This is a genomic window from Fluviicola sp. (genome assembly GCF_029266855.1).
Taxonomy (GTDB): Bacteria; Bacteroidota; Bacteroidia; order Flavobacteriales_D; family Crocinitomicaceae; genus Fluviicola.
The window spans coordinates 220,328-243,362 of the sequence record NZ_JAQSWB010000001.1; the positions used below are offsets into that span (position 1 = coordinate 220,328).

At 40.3% G+C, this 23,035-nt stretch carries 20 protein-coding genes; 10 read left to right on the top strand and 10 right to left on the bottom strand.

Annotated elements, in window-relative coordinates; genetic code table 11:
* Nucleotides 1–254: 254 nt before the first annotated feature.
* Together K0S23_RS00960 and K0S23_RS00965 are read left to right on the top strand one after the other, a co-directional pair.
* Complete coding sequence (locus tag K0S23_RS00960; protein ID WP_300353013.1) at nt 255–2,441, top strand: glutamine synthetase III; 2,187 nt, start codon at nt 255–257, stop codon at nt 2,439–2,441.
* A gap of 327 nt (nt 2,442–2,768) precedes the next feature.
* Nucleotides 2,769–3,980, top strand: a complete 1,212-nt coding sequence (locus tag K0S23_RS00965) for a 4-hydroxy-3-methylbut-2-enyl diphosphate reductase (protein WP_300353016.1) — start codon at nt 2,769–2,771, stop codon at nt 3,978–3,980.
* Between the two features lie 92 nt (nt 3,981–4,072).
* Here K0S23_RS00965 and K0S23_RS00970 read toward each other — a convergent pair whose 3' ends face one another.
* Complete coding sequence (locus K0S23_RS00970; RefSeq protein WP_300353019.1) at nt 4,073–4,972, bottom strand: T9SS type A sorting domain-containing protein; 900 nt, start codon at nt 4,970–4,972, stop codon at nt 4,073–4,075.
* A 192-nt stretch (nt 4,973–5,164) separates the two neighbouring features.
* On the opposite strand from K0S23_RS00970, the gene K0S23_RS00975 reads away from it, so the two are divergent.
* Nucleotides 5,165–6,865 (top strand): adenylate/guanylate cyclase domain-containing protein, encoded by a 1,701-nt coding sequence (locus tag K0S23_RS00975; protein WP_300353021.1) that lies wholly within the window; start codon nt 5,165–5,167, stop codon nt 6,863–6,865.
* Between the two features lie 129 nt (nt 6,866–6,994).
* On the opposite strand, the gene K0S23_RS00980 is transcribed toward K0S23_RS00975, so the two are convergent.
* The 9 genes from K0S23_RS00980 to K0S23_RS01020 all read right to left on the bottom strand — a co-directional run bounded on the left by K0S23_RS00980 (nt 6,995) and on the right by K0S23_RS01020 (nt 15,455).
* The gene (locus tag K0S23_RS00980) at nt 6,995–7,801 is read right to left on the bottom strand and encodes a hypothetical protein (RefSeq protein WP_300353024.1); all 807 of its coding nucleotides are present in this window, start codon (nt 7,799–7,801) and stop codon (nt 6,995–6,997) included.
* On the bottom strand, nt 7,798–8,397 hold the full coding sequence (locus K0S23_RS00985) for an RNA polymerase sigma factor (RefSeq protein ID WP_300353026.1): 600 nt from the start codon (nt 8,395–8,397) through the stop codon (nt 7,798–7,800). Before K0S23_RS00985 ends, K0S23_RS00980 begins: the two co-directional genes overlap by 4 nt.
* A complete protein-coding gene (locus K0S23_RS00990) occupies nt 8,397–9,596 on the bottom strand; it encodes a hypothetical protein (protein ID WP_300353029.1) in 1,200 nt (399 codons plus the stop codon). Before K0S23_RS00990 ends, K0S23_RS00985 begins: the two co-directional genes overlap by 1 nt.
* Before the next feature lie 67 nt (nt 9,597–9,663).
* Nucleotides 9,664–10,344: a response regulator transcription factor gene (locus tag K0S23_RS00995; protein WP_300353031.1), complete on the bottom strand. Its 681-nt coding sequence runs from the start codon at nt 10,342–10,344 to the stop codon at nt 9,664–9,666.
* Between the two features lie 89 nt (nt 10,345–10,433).
* Nucleotides 10,434–11,522 (bottom strand): hypothetical protein, encoded by a 1,089-nt coding sequence (locus tag K0S23_RS01000; RefSeq protein WP_300353033.1) that lies wholly within the window; start codon nt 11,520–11,522, stop codon nt 10,434–10,436.
* On the bottom strand, nt 11,519–12,043 hold the full coding sequence (locus K0S23_RS01005) for a hypothetical protein (protein WP_300353034.1): 525 nt from the start codon (nt 12,041–12,043) through the stop codon (nt 11,519–11,521). Before K0S23_RS01005 ends, K0S23_RS01000 begins: the two co-directional genes overlap by 4 nt.
* 2 nt (nt 12,044–12,045) lie before the next feature.
* A complete protein-coding gene (locus K0S23_RS01010; protein ID WP_300353036.1) occupies nt 12,046–12,615 on the bottom strand; it encodes a hypothetical protein in 570 nt (189 codons plus the stop codon).
* 359 nt (nt 12,616–12,974) lie between these two features.
* Complete coding sequence (locus K0S23_RS01015) at nt 12,975–14,255, bottom strand: hemolysin family protein (RefSeq protein WP_300353039.1); 1,281 nt, start codon at nt 14,253–14,255, stop codon at nt 12,975–12,977.
* Nucleotides 14,256–15,455: a pyridoxal phosphate-dependent aminotransferase gene (locus K0S23_RS01020; protein ID WP_300353041.1), complete on the bottom strand. Its 1,200-nt coding sequence runs from the start codon at nt 15,453–15,455 to the stop codon at nt 14,256–14,258.
* A gap of 74 nt (nt 15,456–15,529) precedes the next feature.
* On the opposite strand from K0S23_RS01020, the gene K0S23_RS01025 reads away from it, so the two are divergent.
* The 7 genes from K0S23_RS01025 to K0S23_RS01055 all read left to right on the top strand — a co-directional run bounded on the left by K0S23_RS01025 (nt 15,530) and on the right by K0S23_RS01055 (nt 23,034).
* Nucleotides 15,530–16,303, top strand: a complete 774-nt coding sequence (locus tag K0S23_RS01025; RefSeq protein WP_300353044.1) for a M15 family metallopeptidase — start codon at nt 15,530–15,532, stop codon at nt 16,301–16,303.
* Between the two features lie 61 nt (nt 16,304–16,364).
* A complete protein-coding gene (locus K0S23_RS01030; protein WP_300353047.1) occupies nt 16,365–17,027 on the top strand; it encodes a DUF2490 domain-containing protein in 663 nt (220 codons plus the stop codon).
* Nucleotides 17,028–17,042: 15 nt separating this feature from the next.
* A complete protein-coding gene (locus tag K0S23_RS01035) occupies nt 17,043–17,498 on the top strand; it encodes an Rrf2 family transcriptional regulator (protein ID WP_300353050.1) in 456 nt (151 codons plus the stop codon).
* A gap of 263 nt (nt 17,499–17,761) precedes the next feature.
* On the top strand, nt 17,762–18,640 hold the full coding sequence (locus K0S23_RS01040) for an aldo/keto reductase (protein WP_300353053.1): 879 nt from the start codon (nt 17,762–17,764) through the stop codon (nt 18,638–18,640).
* A 2-nt stretch (nt 18,641–18,642) separates the two neighbouring features.
* On the top strand, nt 18,643–20,748 hold the full coding sequence (locus tag K0S23_RS01045; RefSeq protein ID WP_300353056.1) for a HEPN domain-containing protein: 2,106 nt from the start codon (nt 18,643–18,645) through the stop codon (nt 20,746–20,748).
* 31 nt (nt 20,749–20,779) lie between these two features.
* Nucleotides 20,780–21,556 (top strand): uroporphyrinogen-III C-methyltransferase, encoded by a 777-nt coding sequence (cobA, locus tag K0S23_RS01050; protein WP_300353059.1) that lies wholly within the window; start codon nt 20,780–20,782, stop codon nt 21,554–21,556.
* Nucleotides 21,553–23,034, top strand: a complete 1,482-nt coding sequence (locus K0S23_RS01055) for a TSUP family transporter (protein WP_300353062.1) — start codon at nt 21,553–21,555, stop codon at nt 23,032–23,034. The genes cobA and K0S23_RS01055 overlap by 4 nt, the downstream gene beginning before the upstream one ends.
* Nucleotide 23,035 lies beyond the last annotated feature (1 nt).

The window sequence follows — 23,035 nt, forward strand, 5'->3', positions numbered from 1 at the left end:
CAATTAAAAAGTAAGTTAAAGAAAAAAAATGAAAGTTACGTGCTTGATTATTTATTTAACAATCTGTGAATCATTTGTTTGACAGGAAGTTTTTGAAAGATGTCTTTCACACGGTAAAAAGATTGTTCTCTTCCTGTTTTTATATGGTTTTTGATCATATAAGTTGAAATTAACAGGGGGTGTTTATAAAATTTCATACTTTTTATTGGAATACCCCCTCTAAAAATTGTAGTTTTGTCAAAAATTTTGGATTCATGGCAACAAAGCGATTACAAGCGTATCAGGATGTACTCAATCGTACACCAAAACACATCGATTATGATGGGAAAGTTTCCGATTTATTCGGAAAAAATGTATTTCATGCAGAAGTTATGCGGGAATACCTTCCTTCAGATGCATATAAATCTATGATGGAGTCCATCCAAAACGGAACTCGCCTGGATCGTAAAATGGCTGATCAGGTTGCTTCTGCAATGAAAGATTGGGCATTGACAAAAGGAGCCACACATTATACGCACTGGTTTCAGCCGTTAACAGGAACAACCGCAGAAAAGCACGATGCATTTTTTAAACCTGTAGGACCGGGACGTGCAATTGAACGTTTTGACGGAGAATTGTTGGTACAGCAAGAACCGGATGCATCTTCCTTTCCGAACGGTGGAATTCGAAACACTTTCGAAGCAAGAGGATATACTGCCTGGGATCCGTCTTCTCCGGCTTTCGTAATCGGCAAGACTTTGTGTATTCCTACGATTATGATCTCCTATACGGGTGAGTCTTTGGATTACAAGATGCCTTTATTGAAAGCTTTGCATGCTGTGGATAAAGCAGCTGTGGAGGTTTGTCAGTATTTTGATAAGAACGTTACAAAAGTAAATGCAACATTGGGCTGGGAACAGGAATACTTCCTGGTAGACCAGGCTTTGTTTAACTGTCGTCCGGATCTGATGATGACCGGTCGTGCATTATTTGGTCATGCGCCTGCAAAAGGTCAGCAATTGGAGGATCATTATTTCGGTTCTATTCCTGAACGTGTAACAGCTTTCATGCGTGAGTTTGAAACTGAAGCAATTTTGTTGGGAATTCCGGTTACAACGCGTCACAATGAGGTTGCTCCGAATCAGTTCGAGTGTGCGCCGATTTTTGAGGAATGTAACCTGGCAAATGACCACAATATGTTGTTGATGGATTTGCTCGAAAAAATTGCACGTAAGCACGACTTCCGAGTTTTGTTGCATGAGAAACCGTTTGCAGGGGTAAATGGATCCGGAAAGCACAATAACTGGTCTTTGTCTACTGATACGGGTGTGAACTTGTTGCAGCCTGGGAAAAACCCGAAAACAAACTTACAGTTCCTGACCTTCTTCGTGAATACAATTAAAGCAATTCATGATAATGATGATTTGTTGCGGGCTTGTATTGCTTCCGCAAATAACGATCACCGCTTAGGGGCAAACGAAGCTCCTCCGGCAATTATCTCCACATTTATCGGTTCCCAGTTGTCGGGTATGCTGGACGAACTGGAGCAGAACGTGAAAGCCGGAAAAATGACTCCGGAAGAGAAAACAGAATTGAAACTGAATATTGGTAAAATTCCGCAGATCATGCTGGATAATACGGATAGAAACAGAACTTCTCCGTTTGCATTTACCGGGAACAAATTCGAATTCCGTGCTGTTGGCTCTTCGGCAAACTGTGCATCGGCAATGATCGTGCTGAACACCATTATGGCGAAACAATTGCAGTTGTTCAAAGTGAGTGTAGATGCGCGTATTGATAAAGGTGAGGCGAAGGATGAAGCTATTCTGAAAGAACTTCAGATCCTGATCAAGGAATCGAAGAGAATTCGTTTCGAAGGAAACGGTTATGGAGACGAGTGGGTGAAGGAAGCTGAAAAAAGAGGTTTGAATAATTTCAAGGATACACCACGTGCATTGAAAGCATGGGGAGAAAAAAAATTCGTGAAGCTGTTTGATGAAATGAACGTATTGACTCCACGTGAATTGGAAGCGCGTCAGGAGATCGAATATGAAAGCTATACCATGAAAATTCAAATCGAAGCACGATTGATGGGAGATTTGGTTCAGACGCATATTTTACCTGCCGTATTTGAATATCAAAACCGCTTGTTGACAAATATCCAGGGAATCATGAATGCCTTGGGTGAAAAGGCTGGAAAAGATGCAGCAGCAGCTCAAATCGAATTGGTTACCAAAATTTCGATGCATTTGAATAAAATGAAAGCTACCTGTGATACAATGCTTCAGGCTAGGAAAGCGGCCAATAAAATTGAGCATTCCGAAGAAAAAGCAATAGCATATTGTGATAAGGTAAAAGTTTATTTTGACGAAATCCGTTACCATGCAGATAAATTAGAGTTATTGGTAGACGATGAGTTATGGCCTTTGCCGAAATTCAGAGAAATGTTATTTACTCGTTAGTAAAATTCAACTTAGATTCAGCCCCGATGTTTCAACAGAAAGTCGGGGCTTATTTTTTGATCATATATGAGGATATTGATTTTTCTTGAAGGGAAAATCCTTTTTCATTTCGAACTTGCTATTTGTTCTCCCTATTGAGTATTGAGAAAAATAAAGAGAGTATTATTCTCTGTGATCCTCCGTGTTCATCTGTGGGAGATATCAAATGAAATTTAAGACTACATTTCAAGTCGCTTATAGATGTGAATGTCCGCCTTTGCGTTCTTTTCGCTCTCCGCGGTTCAAATAAAACATTGTATCCGGCAATTCATTACCTTTGTTTTGAAGATGAAACAATTTGATATTCCGTCCATATTTCGTTCGCCGATTATTTCAAAAGTGAAGGCGTTTCGTAAAAACCAGGATCCCAGGAAAAAGGATTTCTCGTCTACATTTCTGGATTTCGGAAATCTTCATCTCTATATCGCACGACATTTTGGATTCTGTTATGGAGTAGAAAATGCGATCGAAATTGCTTATCGTGCGGTTGAAGAAAATCACGGAAAGCGTATTTTTCTTTTAAGTCAAATGATTCACAATCCGACAGTGAACGAGGATCTGACACAACGCGGCATCGAATTTATCCAGGATACTTCCGGAAAACAATTGATTCCCTGGGAAGAATTAAACCCCGATGATGTGGTAATTATTCCTGCATTCGGGACAACTTTGGAAATCGAACAGATTTTAAAGGATCGCGGTGTTTCTACCGAAAAGTACAATACCACTTGCCCTTTCGTAGAGAAAGTTTGGAATAGGGCAGAGAAATTGGGGAGCGAAAAGCATACATTGGTTATTCATGGTAAATACGATCACGAAGAAACACGGGCAACTTTTTCTCATACGGCTTTAAATTCTGAAGCTGTCATCGTCAAGAACATGGAAGAAGCTGCTTTTTTGGCAAAATGTATTACGGGTGAAGCTTCAAAGGACGAGTTCTATGTCTTTTTTAAAGGAAAACATACTCCAAACTTCGATCCGGAGACCCACTTAAGTAAGATCGGGGTAATTAACCAAACAACGATGCTTGCAAGTGAGACCCAGGAAATCGCTGAGTTTCTGAAAAGGGTAACGGAAGATTTTGCTGAGCAGGCAAACGTAAATAAAACTTTTGCAGATACACGCGACACACTTTGTTATGCTACAAATGACAATCAAAGTGCTACGGAAGCCTTGATGAATGAACCTCTGGATTTCGCAATAGTGGTTGGCGGATATAACAGTTCAAATACTTCTCATTTAGTAGAGTTACTTGAACAGCGTTGCACTGTTTATTTTATAAAGGATGAAACGGAGATCTTAAGTGTAGATACGATTCGGAGTTTCAATATTCATACGCATCAGATCGAGCAAATCGAAGGATGGATGAAGGGGACTAAGATCGGGATTACTTCCGGGGCTTCCTGTCCGGATTCTATTATTGACAGTGTGATCTCAAAGGTTCTGGAACTGAAGGGAAGCACTAAATCCATTGATGAAGTAATCTCCGGATTGTCTTAAACATAGGCGATTATTTTTTGTCCAATAGCTTAATAGAAATAAAAAAGCCCTGACATTTATCGTCAGGGCTTTCTTTATAATTGAAGTTTCAATTAGTTCTTAACGAAGTTTCCTGTACCAACTTTACCAGAGATAGTTGTTACTTGGTAAATGTACATTCCTGCATTCAATTCAGCTACATTAATGTTGCTTGAGTTAGAAGTAGCAACAACTTTTCCATCTGCTGCTGTAATAACTACAGAAGCAACCTCTTCAGTTGTTTTAATGTTCAACTCAGCATTAGCCGGGTTAGGGTAAACAGAAGAAGTGATTTCGTTCTCGTTCAATCCTAAAGTAAAGTCAACGATAGGGAAAACTGTAATTGCAGCATCTAGTCCCCAACTGTTTGGAGATACTTGATCATCAAATAAAACAAATGCATCATCACCTTGAATCTCACCAGTATGAGTTGCACCGTCACCAGCGAATGGAGTACTCAATGCTGTAGCGAAAATATTACCAGCTCCTGTTGGCAAAATAAAACCAGCCCAGAATTTCCCGTTAGCAGGAATTGCAACCGGAGTTGTGAAGGTAATTACATTGTTAAAGAAGTTTCCGTCAGCCAATCCCATTGTAGAAGCAAGAGCAGTATCAATTGCAGTTAATGCAACAACTTTTGATGCTAATGGAGCAGCATAATTAGGTTGTCCTGCATTATCAGCCCAGATAGCGAAAGTCATATTTCCTGCACCTGCTTTGAAAATACAAGGAATTGCGATAGCATTAATTGTACCACCACCTGTTACACCGTGAGTTGCATCAAACAATTGCATTTTAGCTTTGTCACCGTACATATTGTTTCCAACGATGAAACCTGAATCGATAGGCATTACATCATCCAACAAACCTGAAAATAATGTTGATGAGCTACAGTGACCAGAAAGAGTGTCCATTTGAGCATTTGCAGCGAATGTTGCAGCGAATACTGATAAAGAAAGTAAAAGTTTTTTCATAGTTATTTTAAAAAGTTTGAACAAATATAATTTTTTTAATCAATTCTTAATAATAGAATCGATATTATTCTTAACGATAGATTGTTTAAATCGCAGAAGGTTGGAAATTTCTTTCAATCTTATAATTGCATTTTTTTAAAGATTATGTTTACTTTCAATTTTAGTAAACAACTGTAATAAACTGATTCATTAATGGAGCGCCTGATTAATATTCTAATTATTGACGAAAAAGATTCAGATAAATTAGCAATAAAGGAAATCCTCGGCGGAGGAGGAAATATTTTGCTGTTTTGCGATTCCATTGAAGATGCACATGAAATTCTGAAACGGCGGGAGGTTGGTATTATCCTGATTGATGTGGATAGTCCGAATTTTTCATCAATGGACGATTTTAAGGATTTGCTGCAGGTGCATGCTTCTCACACGCATTATTCCATCATTATTACTGAAAATACGCGAACCGGTTCCAAATTGTTGAAGGGCTTTAATTCGGGTGCTGTGGATTTTATTACCAAACCGTTTAATCCCCTGCTGATCCAGGCAAAGTTGGATGTCTACAAATCACTCTATTATAAAGACCAGCGAATTGCTCAGTTACTTGGGAATATCCTGCCTGAGAATGTATTGGACGATTTAAATCAGTACGGAAAATTCTCTCCTAAAAGGGTCGACAAAGGGGTAGTGTTGTTTACTGATTTTGTGGACTTCTCTATGAAATCGAAATCGATCAAGCCGATCAAACTGGTAAAACGGCTGGAATATTACTTTACGGCCTTTGATGAGATTGTGGAACGTTACAAACTGGAAAAGATCAAGACAATCGGTGATGCCTATATGGCTATTGCCGGGGTGAATGAGGATAATAACGAACCTATTTTAAGAGCCTGTATGGCTGCTTTGGAAATGCGCAATTTCATCCGGAATGAGAAGGAACTGGCGAAAGCCATGAAGAAGGACTTTTGGGAAATCCGAATCGGTGTTCACGCCGGACCATTGGTTGCCGGGATCATTGGTTCTAAAAGATATTCATTTGATGTGTGGGGAGATACGGTAAATATCGCCGCAAGAGCACAGCAGTTTAGTGGAATTGACCAAATCACGATCACTCAGGCGATCTATGATGAATGTTGCAGCTATTTTGATACGAAGGATCTGGGGAATGTTCCGATCAAAAAGCGGGGAGGTTCGATGGAAATATTTGAATTGGAATCCCTGAAGTCGGAATACAGTTTGTACGCGAACGGAAAGGTTCCTTCCGTTGAATTGCGCGTTCTGTGCCAGATTGCAACGGTCGATTTTGAACATATGAGAAGTGATATTCTGAATAAACTCAAATCCATGCTGCCGGACGAAGTAATTTATCATGACCTGGGGCATACCCTGAATGTGGAAAAAGCCGCTATCCGTTTGGGAAAACTGGAGGGTTTGGATGAGGAGGAAATGCTCTTGCTCAGAACTGCTGCCTTATTCCATGATACAGGTTTTATTTTTACTTATCATCAGAATGAGCTTCATGCAGTAAGATTAATGGAGCAAATGCTTCCGAAATACGGATTTAATGCAATCCAGATCCAGCAAATCCGTGAAATGATCCTGGCGACGGCTTTGGATATCGAACCGGTGGGACTGTTGCAGGAAATTTTGTGTGATGCCGATCATGATTACCTGGGAAGAGCAGATTATTATGTTGTTGCATCCAAATTAAGGGATGAAATGATTGCGTTCGGAATGGATTTATCTGAGGAAGACTGGATTCGAATGCAGATTCGTTTCCTAGGTGAAACTCACCGCTTTTATACTATAACGGCATTGAATATCCGTGAAAAAGGAAAGACAAATCGCTTGGCAGAATTGAAAATAACCCTGACTGAACTGCAAAATCAACAGGTTTGAACGGTGACTGAGCGTTGAAAACCTTGACCTAAGCGTCAATGGGAGTTGAAGTCACCTCAATTTTTAAAGAACACTGAGCGTTGAAAACCTTGACTTAAGCGTCAATGGGAGTCGAAGTGTGTTTTTTCCTCAGAAGCTCGGCTCTATCAAACTAAGTAAATCAGTTGTTTTAATGCTGGGTTTAAAGTCTTTTGCCGGTTCTGCATAAAATCCTCCGGGATGTAAATCTGCATCCAGACCTGCTTTGGAGAAGCTTTCCGCATCACCATCCTTTGTTTCCTTTTCTTTACTAGCGTTGAAATAATAAGTGACAGGAGCAGCAGGCTGAATCTTTTCAGATTTTTTGCCTGGTTCATCACTTTTTTTCAATAAAGCTGAAGTATAGGAATAACTGGTGCCATTGGTTAAAATACTGGTTTCCGGTGCTTCATCTGCTGGAATGTTTGAATCCGCTGTAAACTGCTTTTTTGTTCCCTCATTTAAAGGGAACTTCTTTTTAGGTTCAGCTGCTGTCTTCTCTTCACGCAGCATGGTGTCATTGCTCGCCGTCATCTGAACCTTTTCCTCACTGGCTAATTGATTTTCAGACATGGAAAACCATATGGTTGTAACTCCGGCAGATAACACAAGCAATGCTGCTACACGGAATAATGTGCGGTTGTATAAAGGAATAACTTTCTTTTCCGCTGCTTCCGGGGCGTTCCAGTTCTGGCTGATGCCGGGATGCTTGGCCTGAAATACCGAGTTTAAGCTGGACTTCACGGAAGGCGAAACTTCTGCTATGTTTGAAATAGCCAATTGGTCAATTCCGGCATAAAACGATTTCATTTCATTGTACTCTTCTTCAGAAGATACCAACTCCCGGATAACTTCCAGTTCGTTCGGAGTTAAATCGCTATAAGCCTTTGTCTGTATGATTTCGTCAAAAGTATTCATGATTGTTTTGTATGATGTTCTGGTTGGTATTCTTTTAATCCTTGTGCCAAATACTTGGTTGCATAAAATAAACGGGATTTGATTGTCCCTTCACTGATTGCCAGGGCTTCGGCTATTTCTTTAATCGATAATCCGTCGAAATGGCGCATTTCAAATACCTCCCGGTGTTTATCTTCCAGTTGTGTGACCTGGTAGTCATAAGCCTCCTTAAATAGAGTATGGTGAACCTGGTTTTCCGTATTCTTATTTACGTCGCTCACAGAGTAGGTATGATCTAATCCGTTGCTGGTGTTTTTTCTTATTTCCTGTTTTTTGTACTCATTCTTGCACATGTTATTTGCAACCGAATACATCCAGGTTTTAAAGGATCGTGTCGTGTCGAAAAGTTCTGGCCGGTGAATTAGCTTGGTAAAGAAGTCGTGAACAAAGTCTTCGGATTTTTCCCGGTCGCGCCACAGCATGCGCATGAAATACGAGAGCAGGGCAGATGAATAACGGCCATAAAGCTTGTCAAAAGCTCTCTGATCGCCTCCAGCCATCCCAATGACCAATTGTTCGTCGGTCATTTGGTCGTATTCCTTTTTGATCATTCGCATCAGCGCTTAATTTTTGAAAGTTGACCGGTTTTACGTGCCCTCGTGGCAACACTCATAATGAGCTGATTAATTTCCTTGACTTCTTCTGTCTTGTTATATTCTTCGTATATTCTTGCAACGCTGATGAGTGCGGGAAGGTAATTGGCGGAAAGAGCATCTGATTGTTGATCTTTCGAAATTCCCAACTCCTGTTTTTTCCATTTTGTTTCTATTAGTGTGGAATTCCAGGTATTGTAATCAAGCATTGTTTGATCGTAAGCAAAAGTCAGACCAACTGTATTCAGTGAAGAAGTGATTCCCTGAAAATACTCTTTCGGAAAAGACATCGAAAGGTAAATGTTTTTCGAAACGTTCAGGGCACAGAAAGTTTGTACGAATGTGGTATCAACGAATGTAGAATTAGGCATCACATATCCTTTGGATTCAAGGCTCGCCTGGTAAGCGGGACTTTGCATCAGATCGACGGAAATTAATTCCAAGTCGGCCCTTCCAAGTGTGTTTCTCTCATAGTTAACTGGAATAAGTTCTGTGTAACCATGAAGTAAAAGGGTTCCGCTGTTTGGAACAGAATTGACAAGGTCTGTTGCATAAGTAAGTAAACCCCCGGTAATTTTGTTTTGAGCGATCATCTGAACGGCCACGCTATCTGCAAGTTCCTGATCATTCACAGCTATTCCGTATGCGGCCAATTCCTGCTGAACTTCCGTTTTGTTGGGTTCCAGTTTTGCAGCCTGCTTCAGTTCGGGGAAATGTTTCGGGTCGTATTTGTTCAATAAGTAGGAATAAAAGTGCTTTTCAAAACTTCCCGGAAGCATGTTTGCATACAACTGGGCACTTTGTTTCATGTTTAGTAATTCCTGCGTACTGGCACTTCTGCGGTATACCTGGTGTCGTGAACTCGAATAATTGGTTTCGAACTGATATTTAGCTCCTTTAAGCTGTTGCATGTTCAAATTGGAATCTTTATCGGCTTTTTCGTCTTGTTCAAATTGGGGCGATTTCACCGTTCTGAAGCTTTTTGTTTTTTTGGATTCAATGTGCATTTCTTCCAATTCAGGGGCCTGAGAAGTTGTATCCTGTTTTATGAGCGTGTTTCCGGAATTCGTATTGGTGTTGTTGTATACATTTTTTTCCTGCGACTGAGCTTTGCTGAAGGCAGTCGTAAAAAGCAGTAAAACAAAAAGTATGTAATGACGCATATAGCAATTTTTATCTGTAGTACAATCAGATTAAAATTAGGTTCAAAAAATGAAAGAAAAAAATTCCCTAAGAATTTGGGTCTGCGGCGAACAGGAATTTATTGGGAGATACTAAGTTTGTTTTTACCGCATAGATCACAATTCCGGCTGTGTTTTTTACCCCCAGTTTTGCCATGATATTTTTGCGGTGTGTATTAATGGTGTGATTACTCAAACACAGTGAATCGGCGATCATTACATTCGTTAATCCTTCTGCGATCATGGTAATGATTTCTGTTTCACGCTCACTCAGTGTGATCGGTTCACAGCTGAACGAATCAAAATCAATATCATTCACATCAATAGAAGCATCGCGTATGGTTTCCAGGATTTGCCCGCAAAAGAATTTGTTTCCTCTCCAGGTCTCGCGGATCGAATCAATGATCTCGGAACTGTCGCAATCTTTTTTGATATAACTCTTTACTCCGGAACGCAATGCATTGACAAGGGTCTGTGCCGATTGTTCCGGTGTGATCGCAACAACATTCAGATCCGGTTTTTTTTGAAGAATTTGAGGAATGACATCAATCGAAAATCCTTTGGAAGTGTAATCGACTAAAATAATGTTTGCATCAAAGGCTTTGTTCAGGGCAATCAACTCTTCATTGTTTCTTGCTTCCCCAACAATTTGAATATTTCGCTCTGTAGACAACAGCGTACGCAAACCAATGCGTATAATTTCATTACTGTCGGCTAAAATGAGCTTCATTATTTAGATTAATTTTAAACAAGACAAAAGTAAGGAAAAAACAATACCGGAAACTCATTCTTCCGATAAAACTTTTGGATGTCCTATGGCTAGTGGAATTCGTCTGAAAATAGGTGGAAACTTTCCTGTAAAAGGGGGAGGTTTTCGAAAGGAATCCTTTTTATTTTGAATGCCTTGTTTTGAATAATGACCAGACTTTCATCCCATTTGCACGAAATCTCACCATCGAGTGTAGTATACCTATGCGGAATGTGGGTATCTATTTTGTAGTCTTTAAACAGATCATCCTGCGACTGAAGGATCAGATAATGCTGACGGTGAATGAAGAGGTATTTGATTTGCGGATTTCCATAAACCCGGTAAGCACCATGATGTGCCAGGCGCGGAAATTGATCATCATTGAAGTTTCTGCTTGCAAGAGTGGGGTAAATGCAGTCAGCGATGACGAGCAATGCGAAGAGGTATTTGATCACCCGGTGTTTTCTTGTGTCGTATAGCTGAATTTGCTTGCTTGAAAAACCAAAAACACCCTTCCAGTTTTGATAGAAACTTAAACTGTAAATAAGGCTGAAGAGGAGGAGCGAACCGGACAGAAGTTTCACCGAGATATCAAACGAGAAATTGATTAGTACCACCTGCCCGAAAATAGCGATGCTGATTAATGAGGCTAAAAATCGGGTTCTCTTGAAAAGTAAAAGGACTGCTGCTAAAACTTCAATTATCCCCAATATAACGGTATAGGAAAATGAACTGCCGGCTAAAGACCAGTAAGCAATGTCTTTGGATAATTTCCCGAATGGAGTGGACAGGGTGTTCGGTTCAGGAAGGTAAAACTGCGCCTTTGTGATTTTATCCCAGCCGTATTTAAAAAGGAAGAAGAATAAAATAGCTGCAAGAATGGTTCTTAGAACTTCGGTAGTGCTCAGCTTCCATTTCTTGCAAACACGATTAATGAGCGGCGAGGAAAGAACTCCCAAAAGAAAACTGAGCGCGACCAGAACGTAGGTTCCATAAGTATCTGTTTCGAAGATCAGGTCTTGGTCCATCGCTTTTAAAAGACCTGTAAATGGTTTTTGAATGAGTTTGAAGATCCCATCGAAAAGTGCATAATCGAAAGGAAGCAAGAGCATCCACCATGCAGCGATCCCGATAAAACTCAGTTTCAGGTGCTCTTTCATGTAGTAACCTGAGGTCTTAAGATCCGACTGAATAATCTCATTAACAACATTCCTCCTCCGGTAATTCCGAATAGGAATAGCAGGTAGGATTTTTTCTTTTTCCCGGGAGGATTTTGATTAACAGGTGTTTCCGATTCAATCGGTTTAATGGTTTCTATCTCTTGCAGTTGGAGGCCAGGAGTTTTTGGTCTTAATGAATCAGGAGAACCTTTGAAATTGATGTATTCAATGTGATCATATCGCGATCGTTTGATTGAATCAATATCCAGGTTGGAATTGATTCGGCCGCGAACTGTATCGTGATAAATGAACCCAGAGAATTCAGAAAAAACATTTACATAGGTTGAATCGTTTATACGGACAACCTGGATTAGTTGAGGGCCGGGTTCACCAAAATTGGTATTGGGATCCATAAAGAAATCCGCAGCGGATCCGGAATGGCTTTTGTGGGCAATGATTGCGGTTTGCGCTTGAACTGCCGAAGCAAGTAAACAAACGATTGATACAAGAATTGTTTTCATAGTTAAGCGATTGAAGAATGTATGTGTTTGGATCTTGCTAAAAGTTTCATCAACAGCATTCCGCCACCGGTGATTCCAAATAGGAACAGGAGGTATGACTTCTTTTTCTTCTTTGCAGGAGTTGCTTCTTGGTTGAGTTGTTGCTGAGATTCTAGTTGCCGTTTTTCAAGTTGTTCCTGTTTTTCTATTTCCTGCTTGTAGATTTCAAGATTTTCTGCTTTTTTGACGGAATCGGCGTAGACATAGTGGAACATCATTGTTGAAAGACGCTTCTTGTTTGATAAAGTATCTACCTCAATAAGCTGTTGGTTCAGATCAGTAACTTCCAGGATCATTATGGAATCATTCAACGGTTTGAAATTTTCTACCTTGTAAGGTTTTCGTTCGTATGTGATGTCCTTTGGTTGCTCAATTTGTTTTTCATAATCTATTCTTCTCACACCAAAATTGCTGCTTGAAGCAATCAGGTAAGAACCGGAAGTTCCTGCATGACTTTTATGAGAAATTAATGGAGTTTGGGCATTTCCAAGTGATAGGAAAGCAGTAAAAGCAAGTATAATAAAGAATTTCATGTGTTGTTGTTTGAAAATGGATACATCCATATCTCAATTTGGTTCAATTCATTTTTTACAATAGGCACGTGATTAATTATGGTCTACTGTAATTCCAAAACCAATAAAAAACTCCCGGTTGCCGCCGAGAGTTCAGTTGTATTCCTACAACATTGTTTTGTGTATATTTCCCTTTACACATCGATGAAATGCAGATAGGTGAAAAAGTAACGGATTAATTTTGTTTACAGTGGTGAAAACCGGTATTTCAGAATGGATTTGTAAACCTTTTAGTTAATTTGCTTACTAAATACAGGTAACTAACTCATCGTGAATTGATTATCCCTATTTATTAGTGAGTTAACTAAATCGTTAACAATTTAGTCCTCAGGATCAATCTCACGAATAATCAGCTTATCAATCCGTGCTCCATCCATGTCTACAACCTCGATCTCGAAGTTTAACCAGTGAAATTTCTGACCGGTAGACGGAACACTTCTAGATTCATTCAATACCAAACCGCCGATTGTAGTGAAGTTTAATTCGGAAGAATTATCCTCCAATCCGAACTGACGGAAGAATTCAGCGATAGGATATTGTCCGTCAATTAACCAGGAACCATCTTCGCGCTGAATAAATTCAAATTCTTCGGCGTAGAAATCATTGAAATCGCCGACCAAAGCCTGTAGCAGGTCATTTAAGGTAACGATACCTTGTGTCTGACCAAATTCATCGGTAATGATCCCGTAATGTGTTTTAGTGTCTTTAAAATGAACTAAAGCTTCGTATGCCGATATGTTCTCCATTAAGAACTGCGGCTTAAGGATCAGTTTTTTCAATTCGAAATCCTCGTGGTTGATAGTCCGGAACAAATCTTTCAATAGTACAACACCCAGAACATGCTCGCGCTCCTCATCAAAAATGGGATAAACGGAATGCATTTCCTTTTCAACCTGCTCACGAACTTCTTCACGGGAATCTCCGATGTCAATAAAAATGACATCGTTGCGATGTGTCATCAGTGAACTGATATTCCGGTCACCCAGGTGAAAAACGCGTTCCACGATATCTTGTTCGATCTCCTGGACTTCACCGCCTTCTGTTCCTTCCTGGATGATCGCTTTAATTTCCTCTTCCGTTACCTTCCCATCCGATGATTGTTTGATGCGTGCAGCCTTAAGAAGCAAGTCGGATGTAATTGTTAGTAACCAAACAAATGGTGCGGTGATTTTTGAAATGATCAGCATCGGACGAGCCATTGTTTTGGCAATGCCTTCCGGGTTGGTCAAACCGATACGTTTAGGAACCAATTCACCTAATACGAGTGAAAAGAATGTGATAATTACAACAACAGAGGTTACTGCCAGGAAATGAGCGTATTCTTTCGTCAGATCAAAACTTTTGTAAAAACCTTCGATATCGCTTGTCATTTTTTCCCCTGAAAAAATACCCGTCAAAATCCCGATCAGCGTGATACCAATTTGTACTGTTGAAAGGAATTTGTTTGGTGCATTCAGGGTTTCAATAACCAATTTCGCACTTTTGTCACCTCTTTTTGCGGCGGCATCCAGTTTGGATTTCCTGGCAGAAACCGTAGCGATCTCAGCCATAGAGAAAACTCCATTCAGGATTATTAAAAAGAGGATTATGAGTAGTTCCATTTATCTGATTGTTCCAGGATAAATTTCCAACGCTTTTTCCAAACAAACAACTGCTTTTTTCAAAGAATCCTGATTTAACACATATGCAATACGTGCTTCCTGCATTCCAGCTCCCGGTGTAGAGTAGAAACCGTTTGCCGGAGCCATCATCACGGTTTGTCCTTCGAATTCGAAATCCTCCAGCAACCACTGGCAGAATTTTTCGGCATTATCTACCGGGAATTTGGCAACACAGTAGAAAGCACCGCTTGGTTTGGGGCAGAATACACCCGGAATGCTGTTTAGCCCGTCAACCATAATGTTTCTGCGCTGAACGTATTCGGAAACCACATCGTCAAAATAGGATTGTGGTGTGTTCAAAGCCGCTTCTGAGGCAACCTGGTCAACTGTCGGAGGGGAAAGTCTTGCCTGACCGAATTTCAAAGCCGCAGCCATTACTTCCTGGTTTTTGGAAACTAATGCTCCGATACGTGCACCGCACATCGAATAGCGCTTGGAAACAGAATCGATCATTATGACGTTATTCTCAATTCCCTCTAAATTCAAAACAGAGAAAGGTTGTGCCCCGTCGTAACAGAACTCGCGGTAAACTTCATCTGCAAACAAGAACAGGTCGTGCTTTTTAACGATGTCGCGTAATTGCTCGAGTTCTTCTTTACTGTATAAATAACCTGTCGGATTTCCCGGGTTACAAATGACAATTGCTTTTGTTTTTGATGTGATTTTTGCTTCAATCTCGGAAACAGGCGGCAAAGCAAATCCTGTTTCGATGCTGGAAGCAACCGGAACAACTGTTAAACCGGCAGTCACCGCAAAGCCATTGTAGTTTGCGTAAAATGGTTCCGGTATAATCACTTCATCTCCCGGATTACAGGTAGTCATGAATCCAAATATCAATGCTTCGGATCCTCCTGTGGTGATGATAATGTCTTCCGTATTTACCGGAAGACCTCCTTTTCTATATGTTTCAGCCAGTTTGGTTCTGTAAGATTCAAATCCTGCAGAGTGACTGTATTCAATTACTTTATGATCAAAATTACGAATAGCATCTAAAGCTACCTGTGGTGTTTCAATATCCGGTTGACCGATGTTCAGGTGATAAACAGTTTTTCCGGCTTTTTTAGCTTTTTCAGCGTAAGGAACCAATTTACGAATTGGCGATGCTGGCATGTCAATGGCTTTTTGGGCAATTTTTGGCATTTCTTTCTTTATTTTGAGGACAACAAAAGTACAGGAAATGTTGACATATGCATAAAAATCCTAATTTTTACACCATGAAAACAATAGGTATTTTACTTCTGGGTGGATTATTGACAGGCGCTTGCTCGGAATCTGCCAGACAGGAAAATTCTGAACTTGCAGAACTTTCCGAAGAAATCCGTGCAGATAATGAGAAAAAAGAAATAAAACCACAGATTTCGAAAGGAGAAATGATTTTTCATAAAGGAGATACTTTAGTAAGTGTGGATTATTTTAATAAAAACATCTGGTGGGAGCTGAAATATGCTACAAAGGACAATTTCATGCACAGGGTTTTGTACGATACGATCAAAAAAGTATATGTTCAAATGGATGTTGCCAGAAGGTTGGCCAGATCCCAGGAGTACCTGACAGGAAGAAACGCAAATTATCATTTGTTGGTATACGACGGATTAAGACCGATCAGTGTACAATGGGAAATGTGGAATGCCTTGGATACGATTCCTGCTTTGGAAAGAGGTAGGTTCGTGAGTAATCCGAGAAACGGGAGTGTTCACAATTACGGTGCGGCTGTTGATTTGACTATTTGCAACCAGTTGCGGAAACCCTTGGATATGGGAGCAGGGTATGATGATATTCGTAAAATTGCTTATCCGTCATTGGAATCTGAATTTTTGGCAGCAGGAGAGATCACACAGCAGCAAATTGATAACCGGAAACTGCTCCGAAGAGCTTTGAAAAGCCAGGGATTTTCGAATATTCCTACCGAATGGTGGCATTTTAACGCTTTTCCAAGGCCTGTTGTGAAAGTAAAGTACAGGCTGGTAACGAACGAAATCTCTGAATAAATTTACAATCAATTTAATCTATAGAATAAGTAGATTATAAAAAAGCTGCTAGATTTGCATCATGAAAATGATTCTCATGGGATGCTTATCCTTTTATTATTGCGCCTTTTCTTTTGGTCAAGAGAGAAACGCCACGAATACTTGGCTTCTGTTACAGACCCGTTTGGATTTTAAGAGATACCTGCATGTTATGGAAGCTGGCCATAGAAGGCAAGATGCATTCTTAATCAACCACCGGCAAAGTTTGCTTCGCTATACATTGAGTTATCAAACAAACTCAAAGCGAAGTGGTTTTGGAGGAGGAATAGCATGCTTTGTTCATGAAAGAAGAGATGCAGGAGATCTTGAAACTGAAATAAGACCCTTTTTACAGTTTACCCAGGTTTTTTTTTCGAAAAACAAGCAGCTTCAACTGCGATTCCGGAATGAGTTCCGTTTTTTTAATGGCTTGACTAAGGATCAGGATCGCTTACGACTTCAAGCATTGTTTTCACACTTCCCGGTGCCTGAGTTCAGGACGAAACTCATTTATTTCAACGAATGGTTCCATATCTGCGGAGATCCCAGACCTTGGGAATGGAGAGCTGGAATCACTATTCAGCAGCCTGTTTTCGGGAATTGGAAAATAGGAGCCGGATACATTTACCAAAACAATGAAAACAGTAAGACCAGAAATATTCATATCATACAGATCTCCGCACTTTATGAATTCCTATTAGATTAGTAGTATATTTGATTTATGATACCAAAAAGATCCAAATATGCTATTCAGGCTTTGAAGTGTTTAGCGAAGGTTTATCGCGATAAGAAGCATTTGTCCATTGCCAGCATTGCCGAGGAGGAAAAAATTCCTCGTAAGTTCCTGGAAGCAATTCTGCTACAATTGCGAAATGGCGGCATGGTTGGAAGTAAAATGGGTGCGAATGGCGGTTATTTCCTGGTTAAACACCCGGATGAAATTGTACTGAGCAACATTATTCGGGCAACCGGTGGACCAATCGCTTTATTACCTTGCGTAAGCTTGAATTTTTACGAGGAATGTGCTGAATGTCCGCATGAAGATTTGTGCGGATTGCATGATGTAATGCTCGAAGTGCGTGAAGCAAGTATCCATATTTTATCAAAAACAAGTTTGGCTGATTTAATTTTACGCGAAAAAAAATTAGCACGAAAAGCTGAAAGCAAACGTAAATAGCGACTTTTTTTATTTTAATTCCTACTTATCCGATAGGAGTAATGGAAAATAATCCTGCTTTTCCTTGTTCGTTTAGAATTCAGCCCTTTACTTTGCACTATCAAAAAAACAACAATGAATCAAAAGAACTTCATGCTTCATATGCAGATGTGCTGTATGCCTGAAAAGGTATTGCGGAAGGAATAGTTATAAATTAACAATGAGTTATGACCCTTCTTCCGTTTCTGCGGGAGAAGGGTTTTTTATTTAGCAAAACAGGAATAATGAAAAAGGTATATATAAACGAATACGGACCAAGAGTTTCAGCTGCGGTTTATGGTTTTTGGAGATGGACAGAGGAAGATCTTCAGGATACTAAAAACTTTGAAGATGTAGTTTTGTTTACCAGGGAATTGGGAATCGATACGTATGATTTGAGCCCGGGACATGGAGCGTATGAACTGGAAACACAATTTGGGAAGCTCATTGAGTCGGGAGTGATCAATCAGTCTGAACTGGTTCTTTCCAAGAAAGTTGGCCTTCGTGAATATTCCGGAGCGTACGGAAGCGGAATTTATTATGATTTAAGCCCACAGTATATAACGACAAGCGTAGAAGAATCCTTGAAGCGATTGAAAAGGGATAAGATTGAAATTCTAATTCTGGAAAACTTCGATTTTCTCTCAGATTTTGAACAAACTGCTTCTGCATTGTTGAAACTGCAGCGAAGTGGGAAAATTTCTTACATAGGAGTTTCAAACTTTAATGTGTTTCAGCAACGTTTGCTTTCGGCTTCTCTTTCACAACCGATCATCACGAACCATTTGGAGTTGAATTTGCTCCAAACGGAAGCACTTCATGATGGCAGGTATGATTTTATCCGCGAGCAGCATGGCCGTGCAATGGCATTTTCTCCTTTGGCAGATGGCCGGATCCTGTTGGGTGAAGATGCTCAGGCAGTTAAATTACGCCTGGCACTCATTGAGATCGGTAAAAAGTACGAGGCAAATGTAGAGCAAATAGCAGTTGCATGGCTGAATAAACTGGGTGCTCTTCCAATCATTGGAAGTAAAGAAAAACGCCGAATTCAAAACGCTGCAACAGCTCATACGTTTGAACTTTCCCAGGAAGATTGGTACTTCCTCTATAACGCAACGAAATAATCATGGAAAGTTTCAGAACAGAATACGAACACCAGGTTGAAGCGAAAAAACTGAGGATTGAAAAAGACATTCTGGAGTTAGGCGATAAAATTGCTGCTTTTAAAGACGGTAAGATTCCGGAGGACAAGTTTCGTTCTTTGAGATTGGCACGTGGAGTTTATGGTCAACGTCAGCTTGGAGTTCAAATGATCCGGATCAAACTCCCTTACGGAAAAGTAACTTCTAATCAATTGCGCAGAATTGCCCAGGTGAGTGATGAATACAGTACCGGAAGGCTGCACATCACAACCCGGCAGGATATCCAGATTCATCATGTTTCTTTAGACAGAACACCACAGTTGTGGGCGGATTTGGAAAAAGACGATGTGACTTTACGGGAGGCATGCGGTAATACTGTTCGAAACGTGACTGCAAGTGATAATGCGGGAATTAATCCGGATGAATTATTTGATGTGACTCCTTATGCGGAACAGGTCTTTCAGTACTTTTTGCGAAAACCCTTTGGCCAGGAACTGGGAAGGAAAATTAAAATTGCTTTTAGCTCGGATGACCGGGATGATGCGCTCACTTTTATTCATGATTTTGGATTTATTCCACGTATTGAATCGGAGACAAAAGGATTCAAAGTTATGATTGGAGGAGGGTTGGGAGCACAACCATTTTTAGCGCATATAGCTTATGAGTTTTTGCCCGCAGATGAATTGATACCATTCATTGAAGCCTCCATTCGTGTATTTGATCGCCACGGTGAACGAAAAAGCAGAAATAAAGCACGGATGAAATACCTCATTTCTAAAATTGGTTTGGAAACTTTTTTAGACTTGGTGAAACAAGAGAAAACAGCGGTTCAGTTTGGTTCTCCGGAAGATCAGCTAAAGGTGATTGATACTTTTGAATACGAGAAACTCGATCCGATTAGCCCAGACAAATTGTTCACGGACGACCAGGATTATAATCAATGGATCCGGAGCAACGTCTCTCTTCAGAAGCAAGCCGGTTATCTGGCAGTATACATCAAAGTTCCATTGGGTGATTTTTACACGGATCAGGCTCGTTCGCTGGCTTATTTGCTGGATAGCTTGAAGCTTCCGGAACTTCGTTTTACGGTCAATCAGAATATTCAATTAAGAGGAGTAAGAGCAGAGCAATTACAAACGGTTTATTCACAGCTTTCACAGCTGAACTTGAATGAATCGGGATATGGCGGATTGGCTGATATCACTGCTTGTCCGGGAACGGATACCTGTAACCTGGGGATTTCGAACAGTACGAATGTTGCATTGGAACTGGAATCATTTATACGATTAAACTATCCGAAACTGATTGAAGAAACAGGGATTAGTATCAAAATCAGTGGTTGTATGAATTCCTGCGGACAGCATGGATTGGCTCAGATCGGCTTTCACGGGAGTTCCATTAAAACTAAAGAAGGAACGCTTCCTGCTTTGCAAGTATTGCTGGGTGGAGGAAAAACAGGAGCCGGTGCAGGAAGAATTGCAGAAAAAGTAATTAAGGTTCCCAGTAAACGAGTGTTAAAAGTTGTGCAGGCAATTCTGGATGATTACCTCCGATTTCATGAAAACGAGGAAGAATTCAATGCTTATTATGACAAACAGGGAAATACCTATTTCTACAATTTGCTGAAACCTTTAACGGATTTAGAGAATCTAAACTCAAACGAATACCTGGATTGGGGACAAGATGAACGGTTTGCAACTGCAATTGGTGTCGGAGAATGCGCCGGGGTTATCATCGACCTGGTTGCGACCTTATTTTTTGATGCGGAAGAAAAATTGTCTTCTGCCCGTGAAGCGTTGAAGGAAAGCCGTTATGCGGATGCAATTTATTATGGTTATTCTGCAGGAATTCATTCTGCAAAAGCGAAATTGATTGAAAAGGGAATCCGATGTAACTCACAACAAGAAATTTTAACTGATTTCGATGCGCATCTTGGAATGGATTTCGGTTGGTCTGAGCAGAATAGTTTCAGTGAATTCATTTTGAGAATTAACAAGGAAAAAGCGTCAGAATACTTTGCGAACCAATATGTAACTGAAATAGAAGAATTAATGTTTCAACTAAGTCCGTCGACTGCCAAAGATTTGTAGACGGGAGGCAGGAATCAATAAAACTGAAAAAATGAAGAATAAAGAAAATACGCACATTTCATTGGTTGGAGCAGGACCCGGAGATGTCGAATTAATTTCTGTAAAGGGATTGAATCGCTTGAAAAAAGCAAAAGTAGTGCTTTATGATGCCCTGGTCAATGAAGAGCTATTGACTTATGCTCCTACTGCCCGAAAGATTTTTGTAGGTAAGCGCAAAGGATTTAAAACCTATGAGCAGGAACAAATTAATCAATTAATGATTGATTGTGCGAATGAGTTTGGAGATGTTGTTCGCCTGAAAGGTGGAGATTCGTTCGTTTTTGGAAGAGGTATGGAAGAAATTATATTTGCAAAACAACATCACATTACCACCGAGGTGATACCCGGAATTTCGAGTTCTATATCGGTTCCTGCATTAGCAAATATTCCTGTAACGCACCGTGGAATGAGCAATTCATTTTTTGTGCTTTCCGCTACTTTGTCTGATGGCTCCTTAAATCCTGAATTGAAAAAAGCAGCGGATCTGGATGCTACAGTGGTGATTCTGATGGGTTTGAGTCAGGTTGAAAAAATTGCAGACTTGTTTCATGGAAGTGGAAAATCACAAACTCCGGTAGCGGTAATCTATAATGGTTCTTTGCCGGAACAGAAAACAATTGTTGGAACAATCGAAACAATTTCCGGATTACATGAACAGGCAGCAATAAAAGGTCCTGGTGTCATTGTGATCGGTGAAGTAGTTTCATTTGCATCGGCTGATCCGTATGAGTTTTGTACAAATTCATCTGAAACAATTCACCATTCATGAGGGAGGCAAATACCAATGAGCTTTTTCCTATTTTCCTGAAAACCCAGGAATTAAATGTCTTGCTTGTTGGTGGTGGAGAAGTAGCGCTGGAAAAATTAAAAGCATTATTAGTGAATTCTCCGGATACGCCTGTTTCTGTAGTTGCGCGTGAATATTCGGATGCATTTATCGATTTTGCCGAACGGCACGAAAGTGTGTTTTTGGAAGTGCGCAACTTCAAACCGTCAGACATAGAAGGGAAACAGCTCATTATTACCGCCTTAAATGATGTGGAAACTTCAGAATACATCATGAATTTGGCGAGTGATTCGGGAATCCTGTATAATGCTGCAGATAAACCCGAACTGTGTAACTTTTACCTGGGGTCTGTGGTTCGAAAAGGACATTTGAAAATCGGGATTTCAACAAACGGAAGATCACCGACACTCGCTAAACGGTTGAAAGAAATTTTGGATGAAAACCTGCCGCTTGAATTAAATGATTCGGCCTTGCAACTGAATGAGTTCAGAAATTATTTAAAGGGAGATTTTAAGCAAAAGGTAAAAAAAATGAATCAGGCCACAGCCGCTTTACTGGTGAAAGCAGATAGTCCCTGGTACTTTTTTTCTCTACGGAAATTGTCTTTGTATTTGCTTGGAATTATAGGGGTTATGCTCACAGGACATTTGCTTTTCACTTTAATTCCTTTGGAAAGTATATGGAATTCAGCATCAGCTGCAATAGATTCTTTGACGATTGATTTCGCTTATTTCGTTTTAGCAGGGTTTATTGCACAAATGATAGACGGAGCTTTAGGAATGGCTTATGGGGTTAGCGCCACGACTTTCTTATTGTCGTATGGAATTACTCCGGCAGTTTCAAGTATGGCGGTACATGCCTCGGAGATTTTTACGAGTGGTGTTTCGGGGATTATGCATTTGCGTTTCGGGAATGTGAATAACCGTTTATTCAGGTCTATTTTAATTCCCGGAGTTTTAGGAGCAATTGTGGGAGCTTATGTATTAACGGAATTCGAATCATACAATGATATTATCAAACCGATAGTGAGCGCATATACCTTGTTTTTGGGAGGATTGATTATTTACAAGGTTCTTCGGAAGAAACAAGCCCGAAAAAAAGTGACAAAAGTTGGTTGGCTGGGACTTTTGGGAGGTTTTTTGGATTCCATTGGCGGTGGTGGCTGGGGACCGGTTGTTTCCTCTACTTTGATTGCAAGGGGAAAACATCCTAGAATGATTGTAGGATCGGTCAATCTTGCCGAGTTTTTTGTGTCCCTGGCAAGTTCATTTACTTTTTTCACTGTCATTGGCACATCGAATGTGTGGCAACCGCTTGCAGGATTGGTTTTAGGAGGAGTTTGCGCAGCACCGATTGCAGCCTACTTGGCCTCTAAGTTGAATATCAAAGCAATGATGCTGTTTGTGGGAATTGTTGTGGTCATAGTCAGCCTGCGCAATTTTCTGACCTTAATATTTTAAA

Coding starts and splice junctions, on each gene's coding strand:
- K0S23_RS00960 (WP_300353013.1), top strand. CDS start 255: ATGGCAACAAAGCGATTACAAGCGTATCAGGATGTACTCAATCGTACA.
- K0S23_RS00965 (WP_300353016.1), top strand. CDS start 2,769: ATGAAACAATTTGATATTCCGTCCATATTTCGTTCGCCGATTATTTCA.
- K0S23_RS00970 (WP_300353019.1), bottom strand. CDS start 4,972: ATGAAAAAACTTTTACTTTCTTTATCAGTATTCGCTGCAACATTCGCT.
- K0S23_RS00975 (WP_300353021.1), top strand. CDS start 5,165: ATGGAGCGCCTGATTAATATTCTAATTATTGACGAAAAAGATTCAGAT.
- K0S23_RS00980 (WP_300353024.1), bottom strand. CDS start 7,801: ATGAATACTTTTGACGAAATCATACAGACAAAGGCTTATAGCGATTTA.
- K0S23_RS00985 (WP_300353026.1), bottom strand. CDS start 8,397: ATGCGAATGATCAAAAAGGAATACGACCAAATGACCGACGAACAATTG.
- K0S23_RS00990 (WP_300353029.1), bottom strand. CDS start 9,596: ATGCGTCATTACATACTTTTTGTTTTACTGCTTTTTACGACTGCCTTC.
- K0S23_RS00995 (WP_300353031.1), bottom strand. CDS start 10,344: ATGAAGCTCATTTTAGCCGACAGTAATGAAATTATACGCATTGGTTTG.
- K0S23_RS01000 (WP_300353033.1), bottom strand. CDS start 11,522: ATGAAAGAGCACCTGAAACTGAGTTTTATCGGGATCGCTGCATGGTGG.
- K0S23_RS01005 (WP_300353034.1), bottom strand. CDS start 12,043: ATGAAAACAATTCTTGTATCAATCGTTTGTTTACTTGCTTCGGCAGTT.
- K0S23_RS01010 (WP_300353036.1), bottom strand. CDS start 12,615: ATGAAATTCTTTATTATACTTGCTTTTACTGCTTTCCTATCACTTGGA.
- K0S23_RS01015 (WP_300353039.1), bottom strand. CDS start 14,255: ATGGAACTACTCATAATCCTCTTTTTAATAATCCTGAATGGAGTTTTC.
- K0S23_RS01020 (WP_300353041.1), bottom strand. CDS start 15,455: ATGCCAAAAATTGCCCAAAAAGCCATTGACATGCCAGCATCGCCAATT.
- K0S23_RS01025 (WP_300353044.1), top strand. CDS start 15,530: ATGAAAACAATAGGTATTTTACTTCTGGGTGGATTATTGACAGGCGCT.
- K0S23_RS01030 (WP_300353047.1), top strand. CDS start 16,365: ATGAAAATGATTCTCATGGGATGCTTATCCTTTTATTATTGCGCCTTT.
- K0S23_RS01035 (WP_300353050.1), top strand. CDS start 17,043: ATGATACCAAAAAGATCCAAATATGCTATTCAGGCTTTGAAGTGTTTA.
- K0S23_RS01040 (WP_300353053.1), top strand. CDS start 17,762: ATGAAAAAGGTATATATAAACGAATACGGACCAAGAGTTTCAGCTGCG.
- K0S23_RS01045 (WP_300353056.1), top strand. CDS start 18,643: ATGGAAAGTTTCAGAACAGAATACGAACACCAGGTTGAAGCGAAAAAA.
- cobA (WP_300353059.1), top strand. CDS start 20,780: ATGAAGAATAAAGAAAATACGCACATTTCATTGGTTGGAGCAGGACCC.
- K0S23_RS01055 (WP_300353062.1), top strand. CDS start 21,553: ATGAGGGAGGCAAATACCAATGAGCTTTTTCCTATTTTCCTGAAAACC.